This window comes from Candidatus Njordibacter sp. Uisw_002 (genome assembly GCF_047730155.1).
Classification (GTDB): Bacteria; Pseudomonadota; Gammaproteobacteria; order Pseudomonadales; family Balneatricaceae; genus Njordibacter.
Map to the genome: position 1 here is coordinate 2,129,995 of NZ_CP159832.1, position 18,198 is coordinate 2,148,192.

Sequence of the window (18,198 nt, forward strand, 5' to 3'; positions counted from 1 at the left end):
GCTCAAAAGGTTTATTATTTTACGCTCATTGGCACCTGAGGTCTTCACAGGCACACTTTAAGGGTGGTGCAGGGCCATAGGGGTAACCTACGTTATTGTTTATGTGCAGTGCGACAGATTAGGTGTTTAAAGGTGTAAACCACATTGAACATGTATCACTTTAGGTAGGGTTACAGGTATGCGGTATTGAGTGCTTGGTTATTGGGGTAATACATTAAGGTATTTGAGTTCTTCACATTAACTGCAAATGACTTATTTAGGTACATACTATGGAGACTCGAAGGCTTTCTCTGGCCCTGAAAGTTAAAGATAACAATATAATGAGTATCAAAACAGAGTTTGCGAATATGTTGGAGCACGAGCAATCTGTCTAAATTAGAAACAATATAAAATAAAAGCCAGGTTTTAGTCTGGCTTGTATATATCTGCGATATCAAAAGCAAGCAACCCAAAACACAAAAATAGCCCATTATTCAAATAGGTCAAGAATCTCTTCATTTGTCATTACCCCAACGTTAAATTCTTTTGACCCTATTTCTTTCATATATCGAAGGTAAGCCTCTAAAAGAATACTAGACTCGACCGACATGTTGTATCCAACCACATATAGCCCCTTATTCCGCTGTATGCGTCCAGCAGTTGAGCCGTCTTCATATATTTGAAACATTACTTCAGTGGATGAAACCCCTGCTTTCTTATCGTCACAAGCATTAACGGGAATACATGAAGCAGTTTTTTCAACTCGTCTATTTACATTATTATCCTGAGCAACGTCAGTCCAACTATCAATTTTAGCTAATCCAGATATTAGAAAATCTATACTTTCATGCGAAACTTTAATTGTATCTCTGACTTTAGAATAACTAGAGGAGGGATCCATAAATTCAAATGAATAGTATAAGGCGCCTACATCGGAAACTTGCGGCATAACTAGCATTTCACCTACTTCATCAGTTCCTGGAACGTAGTATGGGATTTTAGGGAATGTCTCAGCTGCTCTAAAGGCAGAAACTTTTAGGTTCGCATTATTAGGGCGAATAGGCGTAGAAAAACGTTTGCTATAAAAAGTCTGCATATACGCTTTTTCTTTTCTCAGTTTCTCTATTTCAGATCCAATAGTAGAGGTTATTTTTTCCCTTCTGGTAGGTGATGCGTTAGAGGTATATTCCAAGATAGCCACAAGCATTGTGATTCGTGACTCTACTTCATCTATCTTTAAGCGAGCTTCACCTACACTGGCTACTACAGACGCCTTTACTTGCATTTCCATTGAGTCTGAACTGTCTGGACGTTTGGTTTGTTTGACTGAGCTAGCATTCTCATTGGAACTATTTGATTCAATGTAAGTTGTAGATTCTGTCTCTGCTAAGGGCTTATTAGATGTTTTTGGAAGGACTTCTTGTGGTGCTGGTATAGCTGTACTAAAAAAGGCAAGTGGGCTTATATCGTCATTATCTTTTTGCAGATCAGCGGCTTCTGAAACTTGGTCGATTTGTGTTTGGACCATCTGCTGGCTTTCACTAACAACTGCCAGTGCTGAATTATCAGCTATTGATAATGCTGCTAGGCAAGGCAAATCACGATCAAAAATAATAAACTGACCTTTACCATCACTTATCGTAATCGTTGCAGTTTTGCCCTGAGAGGCTATTTTATAGTAGTGGTCGTATAAAGAGCTATTATGCTTAATAACTGATTTAATGGTACCAATGTCTTGTAAGTCAATGTAATACCCACCATTATCTGTTTCGTTGAAAACGTCATCCAAATATAAAGAAATTTGAGCATCACAAGAAAAAGAAGGGTTTTTTATTAATATGATATTACCTGCTTGAGCAGATTGGGAAATGTATAAAGATAAAGTCAATAATAAACAAGACTTTGTTAAGCGATTAAAGTCCACTACAATGGTCTCCATTACAACTATAACCGTGCGCGCCGTCATGTTCACCCTCATAAGTCCAGCCACCTGCAATCATTTCGTCATGATAGTCTTGCCACCAATCACGTAAAGCTTCATCAACAGCTTCGTTAATTTTTTCATCAACAGCTTCGTTGATTTTTTCACCAACAGATTCGTTAATTTTTTCATCAACCGCACTTTGTATCTTTTCTTGCATAGCTTCCACAACGGAACTTTTCATCTCTGAGAACATATTACCAAGGGCACTGTCCATTTGTGCAACTTGTTCGTCACTTATATTCCCCACGTATGCAATAGCATCATCTTGGCTCAAGTCTAATTCTTCCAAAAAATCAGAATTTGCAGCTGCAACAACGTACTTCTGTACAGATTCCTCACTAGGAAACCCGTTCTGTTTTGCAAGCTCAGCAATATAATCAGATCCTTCTGGTATCTTAGAAAGTCTCAAGAGTGGTGTGCCAATAATAAATAAGTCTCCACCAAAGTATCCATCTGGAGTGTTTATTTCTTTTGAAAACTGCCACTGAACATTTTCCCCAGATAAAGCGGTGCCGAACCTTTTAGCGTAACTTATCTGTGTTACTTTGCCACTAGCCTGAACCACAGATCCGTCTGTTTTGAACGTGAGAGCGGATGAATCAAAAGCAAGCAACCCAAAACACAAAAATAGCCCATTATTCAAATAGGTCAAGAATCTCTTCATTTGTCATTACCCCAACGTTAAATTCTTTTGACCCTATTTCTTTCATATATCGAAGGTAAGCCTCTAAAAGAATACTAGACTCGACCGACATGTTGTATCCAACCACATATAGCCCCTTATTCCGCTGTATGCGTCCAGCAGTTGAGCCGTCTTCATATATTTGAAACATTACTTCAGTGGATGAAACCCCTGCTTTCTTATCGTCACAAGCATTAACGGGAATACATGAAGCAGTTTTTTCAACTCGTCTATTTACATTATTATCCTGAGCAACGTCAGTCCAACTATCAATTTTAGCTAATCCAGATATTAGAAAATCTATACTTTCATGCGAAACTTTAATTGTATCTCTGACTTTAGAATAACTAGAGGAGGGATCCATAAATTCAAATGAATAGTATAAGGCGCCTACATCGGAAACTTGCGGCATAACTAGCATTTCACCTACTTCATCAGTTCCTGGAACGTAGTATGGGATTTTAGGGAATGTCTCAGCTGCTCTAAAGGCAGAAACTTTTAGGTTCGCATTATTAGGGCGAATAGGCGTAGAAAAACGTTTGCTATAAAAAGTCTGCATATACGCTTTTTCTTTTCTCAGTTTCTCTATTTCAGATCCAATAGTAGAGGTTATTTTTTCCCTTCTGGTAGGTGATGCGTTAGAGGTATATTCCAAGATAGCCACAAGCATTGTGATTCGTGACTCTACTTCATCTATCTTTAAGCGAGCTTCACCTACACTGGCTACTACAGACGCCTTTACTTGCATTTCCATTGAGTCTGAACTGTCTGGACGTTTGGTTTGTTTGACTGAGCTAGCATTCTCATTGGAACTATTTGATTCAATGTAAGTTGTAGATTCTGTCTCTACAGGATTAGCAGTAGTAGATGCACTAGTTAACTTTGCTGGGGCGGCAATATCAGCTATCTCAATTACGGCTGCAACTTGTTGAGAAATTTGTTCTTTCTCAGTGACACGCGTGAATTCAAAAGTGTGTGTTGGATGGTACTGCTTACTACGACTATAAATCCAGTTCCTTCCCTCAATGTTGCCACTTATCTTAAATGAAGAATATTGGCGTGAGTGAGAGTTATTCTGCTTAACTTCCAATAAAACTTTACCATCTGATTTAACTGTCCCGGTAATGACCCCATTATGATATAACTTGCAAAAATCGTGGGTATTCCCACCGCCATTGTTAAATATATACCCTTTAGCTATGCCATTTTTTACAACCAGCTCAATATCTATAGGCAAGCGCTTTGGGCATACTGTTTGTGCACTCATTCTAAATTCAAAAGCAGCATTATATTTACCATCCCAAGCATTTGCTGTGGCATGAGATAGTGTTAGAAGACTAAAAAATGTACCGATTAAAGCAAGAGATGTTTTATACATTACGCAGATAACCCAGTGGTTCTCATGATAGTTAGCAGATAGAACTTCTGCATGTATATCAATAGGTTACCGACCGCACCAAGATCAATGTGGTACCAGTGCCCTACTTCGAGTCCTAAGGGATGTCTCAGAAGCGCCCATATACATGCAGATACAACGATATCAATGACTCTCCTCATGGTCAAGAGGATTAAATTGGTGCATACCTGTGGTCTACATCTTCTTGGTTTGTATTAATAATCTCCCAATACCCATAGCTCCTCACACCACCCAACTTCTGTGATAACTGCATGACATCACTCACGGCAAGGCTCACTAGTCGTCAACACCTTCAGCAGGCTCTATTGAGCAGTGCAGAAGCTGTTTAAGCGTAATGTATGGCATAACCGACAGACTAGATATGGGCCTCAGGGAGCTCAATAGGTCCTGAGGGAGGGGTTAATTTTTAATGACCTAACCTATTGATAAACCTATAGATTCTGATGGGCCATATATTTTTTTAAACCGATTTTTCATAACACCCACTAATCCACCAACCGACCAACCGACCAACCGACCAACTACACTGTATCTGGGTTATATACGATCCCAATATGGGGCTTCTCCAAAGCGTTCAATTAAAAAATCAATCAAGCTTCTCACCTTGAGTGGTAAGTAGTGTGTGGCTGGATAGATTGCATAAGCGTGCATAGTGGACAGTGTGTAGTTCTCTAGTATGGGTACCAGATCACCCTTTTTCAAAGCTTCCCACACAAAAAAGGTTGGCAACATAATAATGCCGTGTCCTGAAAGGGCCAATTGCATCATGGCATTGCCGTTGTTGGCGCTGAAGTTAGATTCTCCATTCACTAAATGTTTCTGTCCAGCACTGTCCCACAGCGGCATGCCTGCTAATGGCCAACCTGTGCGCTTAAGTATTTTATGAGTTTTTAGTTGTGCTGGAGTGGTGGGTGTGCCTTGGCGCTCAAGGTAATCGGGGCTGGCGAAGATGGCATGCCTAATGGGTGTGATTTGACGCGCTTTTAGACTGGAGTCGGGTAGGGAGCCAATACGAAATGCCAAATCGTAACCACCCTCTATGAGGTCGACTTTATGGTCAGAATAGTCTATCTCAAGGGTTAACTCTGGGTGCTGTCGCATGAACTCATCAATGGCAGGCGTGAGGTGTGCAATGCCAAAAGACAAGGGCACAGCCAGCTTTAGCGATCCGGCCAACACTTTGTTTTCACGCGCTATATCACCATTCAACAAATCTACTTCGCCTAATAGTAGTTGAACCCGCTGGTAATATTGGTGGCCAGCTTCAGTGAGGCTAGAGGTGCGCGTAGTGCGGTTGATGAGTTTAGAGCCCAATCTATTTTCTAAGTCATTAAGGCGCTTACTAACGGCAGATTTAGCCAGGTTAAGTTGGCCTGCCGCTTTGGTGATACTACCCGCTTCAACAATCCTCACAAACACCTGCATGTCTTCTAGTTGGCCCATATAGTTCTCTTTTGAGGAACAATGTTTCCGTATTCTTTATGTTTTTCTGCGCTTAGTCAAACGATATATTACCGCTGTCAGCTAGAACTAATTGTAATCCCTCACAGTTCTTGCTAACGCTTCCCTTTAACATAATGCTTTTTAATAAGAGAACAAGGACAAATTATGACTAATGTAAGAAATGAAAATGGTACATGTGGATGCGGCAGATCACCCACTGGAGATTGTATTGGTTGGCATGCCCTAACACCTGAGGAATATGAAGCCAAAACTGACAAAGAAAAAGAAGCAACATTCGAAAATTCAAAGTAAATAAAATTTGGGATTGCCATCTAAATAGTTAAAACAAGCTTTAAAAATTGTCAGTCAAACAGCGAAGATAACTAGCTTGTGGTATCCCATCAATTCTATTCTCTTTGTACGAACAATGAGTGGGTGTTTTTCTTTATTGAGTCAAACATCAATGAGGTTGATCACCTCAAAACGGTCTGTAAAAAATGGTTACGTCAGACATAGCCAATGGACTTAATAAGTCACGAAAAATTTTTAAAATGGAGCACTACTATGAATACCTTAAATACTTTCGCCGCCCCCACAGGGCGCTTATTGCTTGCCATGATGTTTTTAATGTCTGGCCTGAGCAAAATTGGCAATTATGCTGGCACTCAGGGCTATATGGAAGCCATGGGGGTGCCAGGTGCGCTACTGCCTCTCGCCATTGCTCTTGAGGCATTGGGAGGGTTGGCTATCATCCTTGGCTGGCAAACGAAAATTGTTAGTGTTGCTTTAGCAGGCTTTTGCGTAGTGTCGGCGGTAATTTTCCACAATGATTTTAGTAACCAGTCAGAAATGATCTCGTTTATGAAAAATGTCACCATTGCTGGAGGATTTTTATTGTTAGTTGCCCATGGGCCAGGTGCATACGCCTTAGACAATCGTGTCAAATCTGCTCCAGCATAATTAAATTTGAGCCAGAGAGAGACCCTTAATGACTGCATTCAATCGTACCCACGTAGCATCAAGAGAACTGCAACTTAGCACTCCAGGCATGCCAGCCTCAGATGGGGACGGGGTTAAAATGACTCGTATTATTGGTACCCCGCAGTTAAACATGCTGGATCCATTCCTCTTGCTCGATGCCTTTGGTAGTGATCAACCACTGGATTATATTGGTGGATTTCCAAATCACCCCCATCGAGGCTTTGAAACAGTCACTTATATGCTCGCTGGGCGCATGCGTCATAAAGATAGTATTGGCAATGAAGGAGTGATCGAAGCCCATGGTGTGCAATGGATGACAGCTGGCAAAGGCATTATGCATTCAGAAATGCCAGAGCAGGACAGTGGCCTGCTGGCAGGCTTTCAATTGTGGGTGAACTTACCCAGCAAAGACAAAATGTGTGAGCCAAAATATCAAGAATTTATAGCTCAGGACGTGACTGTCGAAAAGCGTGAAGATGGCAGCCAAGTGAGGGTTGTGGCTGGCATTACCGATTTGGGAAGTATTGGGCCAGTGCAACGTCATGACATCACTCCCACCTTTATGGACATTACTTTGGCACCAGGTAGTGAGTTTAATCAACAAATTAAATCAGGTGATACGGCCTTTATCTATGTGATTGAAGGCCATGTGTTAGTGGGAGGTAAGGCCAGTCTTTTGCCTACTAAACAGCTAGGCATTCTAGAAGATGGGGACCATGTCAGCATGGTCGCAGCCCCCCAAGGGGCCCGTGTGTTATTAGTGGCGGCGACACCGATTAACGAAAGTGTGGCCCGAGGTGGGCCATTTGTCATGAATACAAAAGCTGAAGTAATGCAGGCTTATGATGATTTTAGAAACAATAGGTTTTAGGAGTTAATAATGGGATTACTTGTTAATGGAGAGTGGCATAGCGATTGGTATGACACCAAAGCTACAGGCGGACGTTTTGAACGCAAAGCCCCCAGTTTTCGTAATTGGATTACCGCAGACGGCAGTGCTGGGCCTTCGGGCACTGGGGGCTTTAAAGCAGAGCCTAACCGTTACCACTTGTATGTATCCCTAGCTTGCCCTTGGGCCCACCGCACCCTGATCTATCGGCAGTTAAAAGGTTTAGATCAAATGATTTCGATGTCAGCGGTAAATGCCTTTATGGGTGATGAAGGGTGGACCTTTGAACCCGGGGACGGGGTCATTGAAGATCCAGTCAACCAAGCCACTAGAATGCATCAAGTTTATACCGCGGCGATGCCAGATTATACAGGTCGGGTGACGGTTCCTGTCATATGGGACAAACACACTCATACTATTGTCAGTAATGAGTCACCTGAGATCATCCGTATGTTTAATTCAGCCTTTGATGACGTGGGTGCAATTGCTGGAGACTTCTGTCCTCCTGAGTTGCTCACAGAAATTGACGAATTGAATGACTTTATCTACCCCAACATCAATAATGGGGTTTACCGAGCTGGATTTGCTACCACCCAAGCCTCCTATAACGATGCGGTCACCGATGTGTTTAATGGCCTAGATACCCTCGAATCTCGGTTAGCCAAGCAACGCTATTTAACCGGCAACACCATTACTGAAGCAGACTGGCGTCTATTTACCACCTTGGTGCGCTTTGATGCTGTTTATGTGGGACATTTTAAATGCAACCTGCGTCGCATTGTAGATTACCCACATTTGTGGGGTTATTTAAAGGACTTATATCAAGTGCCAGGTGTCGCTCAGACGGTGCATGTGGAGCACTGTAAAACGCATTACTATGGCAGCCACGAAACCATTAACCCCACCTTGATTATACCTTTAGGTCCGGTGATTGATTTTATGCAACCACACGATCGGGCGTCGATTTAGTCGAAGATTGGTGTTAAAACCCCTTTAAAGATTGCTTTAGCAGTCTTTTTTTTGCACCTCATGCACATGAGCCAGATAGAGAAATAATAAATGAAACCTGTAGTCGCTAATAATAAACCCGTTAAAGTCACCCTTGCCAAAGGAGAGGCCTATGCCTTTTGTACTTGTGGTCGATCAAGTCAGCAACCCTTTTGTGATGGCTCCCATGTCGGTACTGACTTTAAACCGCAGCAGTTAGTAGCAGAGGAGGCAGGCGATGCGTATTTGTGTCAGTGCAAACATTCTTCAAATTTACCATTTTGCGATGGCAGTCATAAACAATTTAACGAAAGTTCAATAGGTAAAGAAGGCCCTGGTTTGGGAGTTGACGCCTCTAAAATCCCCCTTGTTAGTGCCACAAAAGAAGAGCCTACTGTGGAGTTTATCCACCAACTAGCGAGGGACGGTTTATCTAAGATGGGCCACCACGGCCCTATGACATCTATGGGGGTGCCCCGTCACGAGTTGCCTCACTGGGATGATATTCAGATTATGACAGCACAGATGGCACGTAAACCTTTGTTTGAAGATGTGGCAGTTAGCAGTGAACTAGTGATTGGGCCAAGGGCTAAAAAGCCACTCATCTTAAAGATCCCATTATTTGTCTCAGATATGAGTTTTGGTGCATTATCAGAAGAAGCGAAGTTGTCTTTATCAATAGGTGCTGAGTTAGCTGGTACGGGCATTTGTTCTGGTGAAGGGGGCATGTTGCCTGCAGAGCAACAAGCCAACTCGCGCTATTTTTATGAACTTGCTAGTGCCCAATTTGGGTATGATGAAGCCCAGTTAAAAAACGTTCAGGCCTTTCATTTTAAAGGTGGCCAAGGCGCAAAAACGGGTACTGGAGGCCATCTTCCTGGTAATAAAAATATTGGTAAAATTGCCCAAGTGCGGGGTATTGCAGCGGGTGAGGCGGCTATCTCGCCACCCACTTTTAAAGATTTACATTCGCCTAAAGACTTCAGAAAATTTGCTGATCGGGTACGCTCTATTACGGGTGGTATTCCCATTGGCTTTAAACTCAGTGCTAACCACATTGAAAAAGACATTCAATTTGCTCTGGATGCCAGCGCTGACTACATTATTCTTGATGGGCGTGGCGGTGGCACAGGGGCCGCACCTGAGATGTTTAGGGATCATATTAGTGTGCCTACGATTCCCGCATTGGCGAGGGCCCGCAAGTATTTAAATGAGCAGGGCGCAAGTGGCGAAGTCACCTTGATCATTACCGGTGGTTTGCGAGTCCCGATGGATTTTGTTAAGGCCATGGCTTTAGGAGCAGATGGTGTGGCGATCTCTAATAGTGCGATGCAGTCGATCGGATGTGTGGCTGCAAGAATTTGTAATACTAATAATTGCCCCGCTGGCATTGCTACTCAAAAAGCAGATTTACGGCAGCGATTAAATGTAGAAAAATCTTCTGTTCAACTGAAGAACTTTTTTGAATCTTCAACCCTTTTAATGCAGGTGATGGCTCGCGCCTGCGGGCATGATGCCTTAAGAAAATTTACCCAAGAGGATTTAGCAACATGGCATCGTGATATGGCGTTATTGAGTGGCATAAACTACTCAGGAATGATGCCGCCATCCGGTTAAACTACTCACCCCAAGTGCAACATGGAAGGGGGTTTTTGGATGATTTGTGTTTTTTTAATGGCCCTGTAGGGTAAGCGATCACTTACTTACTGTGGGTTGATGGGGTGTTTTATTGGCTAGTGCTATGTTTAAGTCATGTGTAAGTCATGTCTAGGTTATGTGTGCGCTTTATGTATTTAATCAGTTTGCTATCTGAGTGCGATAAGTGAGCTACTTATGTTGCAGACTTATATTGAATTTGGCAAAGCATTACTCATTTCATCAACGATCTTTGTTTTATATTTAGCACCTAACTTGAAGCCTTACCTAGGACCTTGGTTAGGTGCCGTCTTATTTAATTCAAGTATTCAGTGGCTAAAAGCCCGTTAGGTCCTCTTGAAGCCTCAGCCCTGAATACATGGATCCTTTTGACGCTCTAGACAATAATATGCCTTTTTCTTCGAGCTTCTGTTTGAACTTCCTATTGTTGACTACGTACTCACCATTTTCCAGTGCCCAAAGTTTGAATGAGTTATAAAGAACAGAAGACTGCTCCTCAGCATTCACATCTGTGATGCAGCATTCTTTGATCCAGCCAGAGATTACATCCATCTCGGATCTATAAGCTTTCGTAGCCTTATCAACGATTTTACAACCACCAAGGCCCTCGTCGATCCACATTCTACAACCTTCTAACGCCCAATTGAGCACCCCTGAGCTTTCGCCAAGCAACTTAGTCGTAAGCTCTTTGTCTTGCTCGTCAGGAGCAACTGATACCTCAAATGGAATTAGCTTTATACGCCGCCAGATACCTATATCGTTACCTTGAATGTAAGGTTTATGATTGCCGCTAATCCACAATTTGAAGTTTGGCTTAAACTCAAAATGTTCTTGGTGTAAAAACCTTGCAGTTATAGTGTCTCCACCAGTTAGTTGTTTTAATTCAGACTCATTAAATCGTGAACCCTCTTCAGTCTCCGTCGTGGCGACAAGACGACTACCCCGGAGTCTGGCAATGTCATTGTTAATTGCGCCTTTGCCTTTTGCCATAAATGTGGATACTTGGGCTTGCTGTGCATAATCACCAAGTATGGTTTGCAGGGTATTAACGAAAGTGCTTTTACCATTCGCGCCGACTCCATAAAGAAAGAACAGTACCTGCTCACTGGTATCACCAGTTAGTGAGTAACCAACGGCTTTTTGAATAAAACGAATGAACTCTTCATCACCGCCTAGCACTTGATCCAAAAAGGTAAGCCATGTTGGACACCGTGCTTCTGGGTCGAAGCAGACTGTCGCTTTTTTAGTTAAGTACAAATCCTTAGTACTTCCAGCTATTAGCTCACCACTCTGCAAGGAGACAACACCATTGTTTACACCTAATACAAAATTCTTAGTGTCAAGTTTGCTTGCAGGCAGCGGCACGCCTTCCTCTGTCTTGGCCAAGTCAATCATGGCACTCAAGCTTCTAAGGCTCTCAGATGTTTTTGCATGTTTCTGGGCTTCTGACCTGCGGTTGTCATCAGATATCTGAGAAGCCTCTTCGTTGATTGAGATAGCAGTTTGTTTAGCGTAGCGCATTACTTTGCCGTCTTCATCTATCACCCAACGACTATTATCCCAATATATCCACTTCCTCATTTCGTGAAGGTAGTGAAGCATTTCTCCGTGTGATCTTACTAGGCGCTTAGAGTTACCTAAATCGGTATTACTTGAAAAACCTGGCTCATAGCGTTCATAAACACCATTAACAATCACCATTGCCTCGTTTTGAGGTAACGGAGGAACACATTTTTTGGCTAACTGCAGTATCTCACCAACAGCGTTCTCAAGCGCCATATCTCGAGCACGAAAAGAGCTTGCTAGCCTAAATAACTCATCGTTTCGACTACCTTTAAGAATAGGGAAGTCATCAAAGTCATCGAAAGAAGTATCATTGGCCGCAGCCAACTGCTTGCTAGGCTTGCCTTGTGCCAATACATCAATCCAGCACTGGGGAAGCTCCTGCGCTTCGATGTCATTCTCGACGTAATAGGGGTTGCCATTGATTACAGACCCAGCTGCGAGAACATAACCACCTTCTGTTTTTATATCGATTCCTGGGCGGATGCCTATCGTGTTTTTAATTTCATCTCTTGGGTGTTTGAAATATAGATGGTAGCCACCGGACGGCGTGACGATCTTTCGGGTATTTAGTGGCCCTAGCTCAAATTCAAGCGCCTCCATGCTGGCAAGGCCACCTGCGCCATTCTTGACGTCAACATCGATTACCAATAGGTCAGCTTTTGCACCAGTGGCTAGACCTATGTTTGCTTTAGGGCTTTGCGCCCACCATTGTTTTATTACTTCTTTATCCGCCGATGCGTCATAAAAGCCACGGCTTGTTATGGGTATCTTTTTATTAGGTACGCATGGAAACACAGGGTAGCCTTGTTCTATGATGTCTCTTGTTCTTTGTTCCATTTTAACTCCAGTTATTAAATATACATTTGAAATTGCCAGCTGAAGATTGCTGGGCTAATGTAATTTTAACTTTCCAAATTGGCAACAAAGATGTTGGCAACCAACTTTAGGTATTTGCCAAATCAACTCATTCGTATTTTATTTACCCTTGCTCTAAGGGTCCTTTCGCTTCTATCAATGTTAGATCTTTTGTAGCAAGTACGTGCAATGTGAGAGTCTGTATGGCCGGGACCTTCTTTTTTCATCTCTAATACACAAGCATCAAAAAGCTCATATGTAAGCTCAGCTTCCTGACGCCTAGCCTCTCCACTGGCCCTTCCCGACGCTGCCTGCTTATCTGCAACAGTGATGGCATGTGTAATCAAGGAAAGCGCCTCAAGCGGCTGTGAGTCTGCCTCATAACTCCCAAAGGCAGGATTGGAGAGGCCTATTTCATCACCATAGAGGTATTTAACTTCGTCAGAATAATCTGAATATTCCCGTTTTAATAAAACTGCTAACAACTCAATCTCAATCTTAATGAACTCACGGTAGAATCGCTTGAAGTCAGAAGAATCAACATCAGTAGAGCGGTCAAAAGCTTCGGCTACTTCGATAGCACGATCTAAACCCTGACTATTCTCATTACGAAGGGCCTCACGATATGAATCAGCCAGCAAGCTGATCCCTTCACTATTTGGTATGTAATCAAAGTCAGGGTTGAGCATGTTCCCAGATCTAACCAACTCATCCTGAGCTAGCTGTTGTATAAAATACAATCTCAAGACCCTTTTGATATCTGTAATACCCATATTTTTAATTCCTAAAAATGACACTAAGTGTAACCATTGCAGCATAAAAGGGGTTATTGGTAAACCAAAGCTTATATAGAGATTAATACCAAAGTAGCTGCAATACTGCCATTATCTGCAACAACAAAAGAAGCTAAACGCTCATCATAATCTGTGGCGTAACTTAACCTCAAGAACACATCAGTTACACCTTCTATATAGGGTACCCACTTTAATTAGCTACACCCCCTGATCCACCAACCAGTCCAGCAAATACCAAAGGTTAGACAGGTAATAACCACCATCAGAAGCACCCCTGAGGCTCCATACAAGCTCCCTGAGGGACGCTATAATACTAACCAAAGCAAGAGCATTAGGGATATAAATCAAGGTGTAAGAGCTAATGTCGGGGTTAAGAGGCCCATCATTAAGTCTAGGAATATCAACAAGTTATATACTTAAACTATAAACCCCTCCCTCAGGTTCTATTGAGCTCCCTGAGGCCCATATCTAGTCTGTCGGTTATGCCATACATTACGCTTAAACAGCTTCTGCACTGCTCAATAGAGCCTGCTGAAGGTGTTGACGACTAGTGAGCCTTGCCGTGAGTGATGTCATGCAGTTATCACAGAAGTTGGGTGGTGTGAGGAGCTATGGGTATTGGGAGATTATTAATACAAACCAAGAAGATGTAGACCACAGGTATGCACCAATTTAATCCTCTTGACCATGAGGAGAGTCATTGATATCGTTGTATCTGCATGTATATGGGCGCTTCTGAGACATCCCTTAGGACTCGAAGTAGGGCACTGGTACCACGCACATTGAAAGCCTCATGATACGTAGTGTACATGGGGCTTTTTTATGCCTGAAGCATTAGTTCCTTGAAAACATTTGCAACCATAATGCCAAACCAAGAGCAAAACTCATGGGGTGGGGGCAGGACACTGCTCCGCTTTAACTGTAGGTGCTTCAGAGACACATCAGAAGCCAATTCTAAAAAAAATAATTTAGGGCCATCATAGGCAGCTGCAGGTAGCCTGAGGCGCCCTCAAAGACACTCTATAACGATCAACATTGCCCTGACCAACTGACTATACTGAAGAAAGCTCAACTTCCCCATTTCTATGTATTGTGCCCTGTAGGGGTAACCCCTTGCACAAAACGAGCACTATCCTTTCACTCCTTTGCTGTACCTATACCCACCCTGACGCTTGAATACTTATACTTATTTTGTCTAGATTAAGATCTAGCCCTGCAAGAAAAATGTTGCCATCCTAAAAGGAAAGGCAGCTTACTGGTTTTGCAGGCCGTCATAGAATTAATAGTTAATCCAAAAGGTAGAACAAAAATGCAATTAAAAAAATATATTACTCAAACTGTGTTTGCATCTGTTATTACGCTGGCAGCGGCACAAGCAGTTGCCGGTGGACATGGGGTTATGGTTGGTAGTGCTGAGATGGTTCCATCAAAAACTATCGTTGAGAATGCATCTGCCTCAGACGATCTTGCTGTTTTGGTTGCGGCAGTTACGGCGGCAGGTTTGGCAGACACCCTACAAAGTGATGGGCCATTTACGGTTTTAGCACCCACTAATGCAGCCTTTGCTAAACTTCCTGCAGGTACTGTTGATACATTATTAAAGCCCGAAAATATTGAGATACTTAAGACAATACTAACTTGTCACGTGGTTGCAGCAAAAGCGATGGCCGCAGACGTTATCAAAATGGCAGTTGATAATGGAGGTATGGCTGAAGTAGGGACTGTTGGTGGGTGTATGCTGACAGCAAAGTACGATAACCAAAAGGTGACATTCACTGACGAAAATGGCAATGTGGCTACTGTCACTATTGCTGACGTACCTCAGAAGAATGGTGTAATACATGTAATTGATACGGTTTTGCTACCTAAAGGATAGTTAAAACAACAGCTTAAAGGCTGCTTACTCTCACAGGGCCACTAGGCCCGTGTGAGGTGTGTTTAGGTTAGTTTGTTGATATAGGTGTTCTAGCAATCCGTATAGTTGCTTTCTAAGCATAGGCTAGACATGGCCTGTGCTTTGGATACATCAGCTGGGGTCATTTCTTTAACGACGCTACTTTTATTAATATCCCCAACCTGGTTGCCGTTAAAACTAGCTATGGAGAACCACATATAAGCACGTTTATTATCTTTGAGAACGCCTTCGCCACTTCGATACTGACTGCCCAAACTACTTTGAGCACGGGCATCTCCTTGCTTAGCAGCTAAGGTGTACCACTTTGCTGCAGTTGTATCGTTCTCCAATACACCTTTACCATAGCTGTACATACACCCAAGTCTCTTTTGGGCTAGATCATTTCCCTGCTTAGCAGCTTTCTTATACCACTCCACTGCAGTTTTGTCGTTCTCTGGCACCCCTTCGCCATTGTCGTACATAACCCCAAGATTATATTGAGAATCAGCGTAACCTTGCTCAGCAGCTAAGGTGTACCACTTTACCGCACTCTTAATATCCTTAATAGCATCATTGCCATTACCGAGAATAACTCCAAGAGTATGTTGAGTATAAACATCTCCCTACTCAGCTAAAGGGATCCACTCTGATAATGTGGTCTTATAATCACCTGCATTGAATGCATCAAGACCTTTGCTGAAATCAGCAGCACTAGCTCCGCCACAAGCCAATACAAGCGAGAGCGTTAGACCTGTAATTAGCTTTTTGATACTCATGTTTCGTCCCTTAACAATCCGTGTAGCTATTATTAAAACAATAGTCCGCATAGCTTTAATTACAGTAAATCGTATTACCTATTGCCCTACAGTTTGTTCGGTCTGACCTATAGAAAGTGTTTCCTATTTGCCTGTAACTGGTACCACGCATATTGGTAATTAAATCAACGACCTTACGGAAGTTGATTTTTTTATGCCTGCTACAAAGCTACAAAAGCGAAAACTGATCAAAAAACCTTAATCTTCTTTGATCAAAATATTACGCATCAACAGCACCAGCACGCCCAACATGCCTCCCAACAAACCCGCCAAGATCAGCACCAGTAAAGTTTTAGTTTTACTTTTGTACTCAAGCGCGCTTATGTCATAGATTGCCGCTGTAAATTGCTCAGTGCCGATAGGGGTGCTAGCAAATAGCTGTTTAGCTCTTGTGAGGGTTGTATCTTGCAATAGTTTCAACCTAGCTTCCTCAATAGCAGGCGTCTGGCTAACAAATGAACTAGGTGATTGGCGAGACTCAATTAACTCAATTTCTTGCTCAATCGCCACATAACCTCTTAAATACACTGGCTCTTCTTGACTGGAGGCATTCACGACAGTCGATCCATTCACATAAGATTGGCTTAATAACTCTCCATTCCTTAGGTTAATTACTCTAGCAATCTTAGCCTGCTCGCGCAAAAAATTCACTTTGGCTTCCGTTGTAAGGTCATAGATAGCATGAGCTCTGTGTTTGCTTAAATCAAGATCCTCAATAGCAAGGCGGTTGCTTCGAGCATACGCTTGAGCAAGTTGAGCAAAATTGCTTACTAGATACTTATTTACATTGTCATTTGAAATCACCAGAGCATCAGTAATTATTTGAGTAGCTAGCGCTGGAGCTTGAGTGGTGATATTCATCACCCAGTTTGGCTGAGGATTTTTTGCAACGTTTGGTGTAGGTGGTACTAGAGAAAAATCATAATTAGCCACTATAGCCACACGGGATTCAAACTCTTGATCAGTTTCATCGGCTTTTTTCTCAAGGTAACTGGAAGACTTAATAAGTTTTCTAATCTCACTAAGTGGCTTGATATCATCAGTAAACAAAGACAAAAATCTTTGCTTATCCGCAGCCATGAACTTATAGGTGTTAAATTCAGAATAAACATCAGCTTGCGCTGTAGGCAAAGTAGATATTTCAAAGCTGCCAGTATAGGTTTTAGGCACTAACATTAGGTAAGCTATTGCAGACATTAAAGTGGCAATAGCTATACCTACAACTAACCACTTTCCTCTCCACAAGGATCTAACCAAATCTGCTAAATTAATCTCATCGTCGTGTATTTGATTATCCTGCTGCTTCATGAATAATTCCTGTATAAATATATCGATACATATCTTATTTCAGACAAAATTTAACAGCTTAGCGGATTACGCAAGCTGTTAATATCCAGTTTAAATTTTAAACCTACCCTACGATAGAGACATCTTCGGCTTGAATGCCTTTGTCGCTTTCAGTGACGCTAAAGCGAACGCGCTGACCTTCTAGTAATGAACGGTGGCCTTTGCCTCGTATAGAACGAAAGTGAACAAATACGTCATCGCCTTGATCACGCGTTACAAAACCAAAACCTTTGGTAACGTTAAACCACTTAACCGTGCCAGATTCACGATTTGGATCATCATCCATTTCATCCCATTGGTCATCGTCTTCTGCACCCGCAGAAACAAACTTAACACCAGTAGCAAGAGTAGCTACCCAGAACATGGCAAAAGCTACACCAGCTACTAACTCAAACTGAGCGTTAACAATGTTTGAACCATGAACAATTTCATCTAAAATAAACGGTAATGCCAAAGCGGCAATTAAACTAATAATGAAGCTATAAATAAATAATGTACGTCTCATAATGACTCGATATCTCTAATTTTATTGTTTTAAATAACACCATTGCACCGCCACCTTTGCCTATTTACATATGCGAACTTGCATAAAGTCGGTACAATCACGCAAGATTATAGAAAAACCCGCGCCCAATCAAACACTTGATTTATAAAAGCCCCTTTTTTTGCAACTTCTTGAGCATATCATGACAAATAACGCCGATATCGTCGAACTACAGCAACAAATCGCCTTTCAAGAGCAAACCGTAGACACTCTTAACGAGGTAGTAAGCAGACAACAAAAAGACCTTACTAGGATAGAGCGCACTTTAAGTTTGCTCGCGCAGCAGATGAAAAATTTGCAACAAGCAGCTGACGCTGGTCAAGGTGGGCCAGAGGCAAATGAGCCGCCGCCACACTATTAATTTT

Annotated in this window: 17 protein-coding genes; 7 read left to right on the plus strand and 10 right to left on the minus strand. The window is 42.3% G+C overall.

Features of this window, described 5'->3' with window-relative positions; genetic code table 11:
• Positions 1-469: 469 nt before the first annotated feature.
• The 4 genes from ABXT42_RS10225 to ABXT42_RS10240 all read right to left on the minus strand — a co-directional run bounded on the left by ABXT42_RS10225 (position 470) and on the right by ABXT42_RS10240 (position 5,505).
• Entirely contained in the window at positions 470-1,903 is a 1,434-nt protein-coding gene (locus ABXT42_RS10225) for a hypothetical protein (RefSeq protein WP_443628038.1), read from the minus strand.
• A complete protein-coding gene (locus ABXT42_RS10230; protein ID WP_443628039.1) occupies positions 1,893-2,627 on the minus strand; it encodes a hypothetical protein in 735 nt (244 codons plus the stop codon). Before ABXT42_RS10230 ends, ABXT42_RS10225 begins: the two co-directional genes overlap by 11 nt.
• Positions 2,599-4,023 carry a hypothetical protein gene (locus tag ABXT42_RS10235; RefSeq protein WP_443628040.1) on the minus strand — a complete coding sequence of 475 codons (1,425 nt, stop codon included), beginning with the start codon at positions 4,021-4,023 and terminating at the stop codon, positions 2,599-2,601. The genes ABXT42_RS10230 and ABXT42_RS10235 overlap by 29 nt, the downstream gene beginning before the upstream one ends.
• 576 nt (positions 4,024-4,599) lie before the next feature.
• Complete coding sequence (locus ABXT42_RS10240) at positions 4,600-5,505, minus strand: LysR family transcriptional regulator (RefSeq protein WP_443628041.1); 906 nt, start codon at positions 5,503-5,505, stop codon at positions 4,600-4,602.
• 165 nt (positions 5,506-5,670) lie between these two features.
• Between ABXT42_RS10240 and ABXT42_RS10245 the strand changes: the two genes are divergently transcribed.
• The 5 genes from ABXT42_RS10245 to ABXT42_RS10265 all read left to right on the plus strand — a co-directional run bounded on the left by ABXT42_RS10245 (position 5,671) and on the right by ABXT42_RS10265 (position 9,979).
• Entirely contained in the window at positions 5,671-5,817 is a 147-nt protein-coding gene (locus ABXT42_RS10245; RefSeq protein WP_443628042.1) for a hypothetical protein, read from the plus strand.
• 252 nt (positions 5,818-6,069) lie between these two features.
• Positions 6,070-6,465: a DoxX family protein gene (locus tag ABXT42_RS10250; protein WP_443628043.1), complete on the plus strand. Its 396-nt coding sequence runs from the start codon at positions 6,070-6,072 to the stop codon at positions 6,463-6,465.
• Positions 6,466-6,493: 28 nt separating this feature from the next.
• Positions 6,494-7,357, plus strand: coding sequence for a pirin family protein (locus tag ABXT42_RS10255; protein WP_443628044.1), 864 nt, complete (start codon positions 6,494-6,496; stop codon positions 7,355-7,357).
• 9 nt (positions 7,358-7,366) lie between these two features.
• Positions 7,367-8,344, plus strand: a complete 978-nt coding sequence (locus ABXT42_RS10260) for a glutathione S-transferase family protein (RefSeq protein WP_443628045.1) — start codon at positions 7,367-7,369, stop codon at positions 8,342-8,344.
• A gap of 90 nt (positions 8,345-8,434) precedes the next feature.
• Complete coding sequence (locus ABXT42_RS10265) at positions 8,435-9,979, plus strand: glutamate synthase-related protein (RefSeq protein ID WP_443628046.1); 1,545 nt, start codon at positions 8,435-8,437, stop codon at positions 9,977-9,979.
• Positions 9,980-10,333: 354 nt separating this feature from the next.
• Here the strand turns inward: ABXT42_RS10265 and ABXT42_RS10270 are convergent, their stop codons facing one another.
• Complete coding sequence (locus tag ABXT42_RS10270) at positions 10,334-12,421, minus strand: phage/plasmid primase, P4 family (RefSeq protein WP_443628047.1); 2,088 nt, start codon at positions 12,419-12,421, stop codon at positions 10,334-10,336.
• A 122-nt stretch (positions 12,422-12,543) separates the two neighbouring features.
• A complete protein-coding gene (locus tag ABXT42_RS10275) occupies positions 12,544-13,212 on the minus strand; it encodes a hypothetical protein (RefSeq protein WP_443628048.1) in 669 nt (222 codons plus the stop codon).
• 1,330 nt (positions 13,213-14,542) lie between these two features.
• On the opposite strand from ABXT42_RS10275, the gene ABXT42_RS10280 reads away from it, so the two are divergent.
• Entirely contained in the window at positions 14,543-15,109 is a 567-nt protein-coding gene (locus tag ABXT42_RS10280; protein ID WP_443628049.1) for a fasciclin domain-containing protein, read from the plus strand.
• Positions 15,110-15,198: 89 nt separating this feature from the next.
• On the opposite strand, the gene ABXT42_RS10285 is transcribed toward ABXT42_RS10280, so the two are convergent.
• The 4 genes from ABXT42_RS10285 to ABXT42_RS10300 form a co-directional block, all read right to left on the minus strand.
• On the minus strand, positions 15,199-15,609 hold the full coding sequence (locus ABXT42_RS10285) for a tetratricopeptide repeat protein (protein ID WP_443628050.1): 411 nt from the start codon (positions 15,607-15,609) through the stop codon (positions 15,199-15,201).
• A 141-nt stretch (positions 15,610-15,750) separates the two neighbouring features.
• A complete protein-coding gene (locus tag ABXT42_RS10290) occupies positions 15,751-15,903 on the minus strand; it encodes a hypothetical protein (protein ID WP_443628051.1) in 153 nt (50 codons plus the stop codon).
• A 237-nt stretch (positions 15,904-16,140) separates the two neighbouring features.
• Complete coding sequence (locus ABXT42_RS10295; protein ID WP_443628052.1) at positions 16,141-17,250, minus strand: Wzz/FepE/Etk N-terminal domain-containing protein; 1,110 nt, start codon at positions 17,248-17,250, stop codon at positions 16,141-16,143.
• Between the two features lie 103 nt (positions 17,251-17,353).
• Entirely contained in the window at positions 17,354-17,794 is a 441-nt protein-coding gene (locus tag ABXT42_RS10300) for a cold-shock protein (protein WP_443628053.1), read from the minus strand.
• Between the two features lie 181 nt (positions 17,795-17,975).
• Between ABXT42_RS10300 and ABXT42_RS10305 the strand changes: the two genes are divergently transcribed.
• The gene (locus ABXT42_RS10305; RefSeq protein WP_443628054.1) at positions 17,976-18,194 is read left to right on the plus strand and encodes a SlyX family protein; all 219 of its coding nucleotides are present in this window, start codon (positions 17,976-17,978) and stop codon (positions 18,192-18,194) included.
• The last annotated feature ends 4 nt before the right edge of the window (positions 18,195-18,198 follow it).

Excerpts from the sequence above, each read along its gene's own strand:
- ABXT42_RS10230 (WP_443628039.1), bottom strand. The coding sequence starts at position 2,627 with ATGAAGAGATTCTTGACCTATTTGAATAATGGGCTATTTTTGTGTTTT.
- ABXT42_RS10235 (WP_443628040.1), bottom strand. The coding sequence starts at position 4,023 with ATGTATAAAACATCTCTTGCTTTAATCGGTACATTTTTTAGTCTTCTA.
- ABXT42_RS10240 (WP_443628041.1), bottom strand. The coding sequence starts at position 5,505 with ATGGGCCAACTAGAAGACATGCAGGTGTTTGTGAGGATTGTTGAAGCG.
- ABXT42_RS10245 (WP_443628042.1), top strand. The coding sequence starts at position 5,671 with ATGACTAATGTAAGAAATGAAAATGGTACATGTGGATGCGGCAGATCA.
- ABXT42_RS10250 (WP_443628043.1), top strand. The coding sequence starts at position 6,070 with ATGAATACCTTAAATACTTTCGCCGCCCCCACAGGGCGCTTATTGCTT.
- ABXT42_RS10255 (WP_443628044.1), top strand. The coding sequence starts at position 6,494 with ATGACTGCATTCAATCGTACCCACGTAGCATCAAGAGAACTGCAACTT.
- ABXT42_RS10260 (WP_443628045.1), top strand. The coding sequence starts at position 7,367 with ATGGGATTACTTGTTAATGGAGAGTGGCATAGCGATTGGTATGACACC.
- ABXT42_RS10265 (WP_443628046.1), top strand. The coding sequence starts at position 8,435 with ATGAAACCTGTAGTCGCTAATAATAAACCCGTTAAAGTCACCCTTGCC.
- ABXT42_RS10270 (WP_443628047.1), bottom strand. The coding sequence starts at position 12,421 with ATGGAACAAAGAACAAGAGACATCATAGAACAAGGCTACCCTGTGTTT.
- ABXT42_RS10275 (WP_443628048.1), bottom strand. The coding sequence starts at position 13,212 with ATGGGTATTACAGATATCAAAAGGGTCTTGAGATTGTATTTTATACAA.
- ABXT42_RS10280 (WP_443628049.1), top strand. The coding sequence starts at position 14,543 with ATGCAATTAAAAAAATATATTACTCAAACTGTGTTTGCATCTGTTATT.
- ABXT42_RS10285 (WP_443628050.1), bottom strand. The coding sequence starts at position 15,609 with ATGTACGACAATGGCGAAGGGGTGCCAGAGAACGACAAAACTGCAGTG.
- ABXT42_RS10290 (WP_443628051.1), bottom strand. The coding sequence starts at position 15,903 with ATGAGTATCAAAAAGCTAATTACAGGTCTAACGCTCTCGCTTGTATTG.
- ABXT42_RS10295 (WP_443628052.1), bottom strand. The coding sequence starts at position 17,250 with ATGAAGCAGCAGGATAATCAAATACACGACGATGAGATTAATTTAGCA.
- ABXT42_RS10300 (WP_443628053.1), bottom strand. The coding sequence starts at position 17,794 with ATGAGACGTACATTATTTATTTATAGCTTCATTATTAGTTTAATTGCC.
- ABXT42_RS10305 (WP_443628054.1), top strand. The coding sequence starts at position 17,976 with ATGACAAATAACGCCGATATCGTCGAACTACAGCAACAAATCGCCTTT.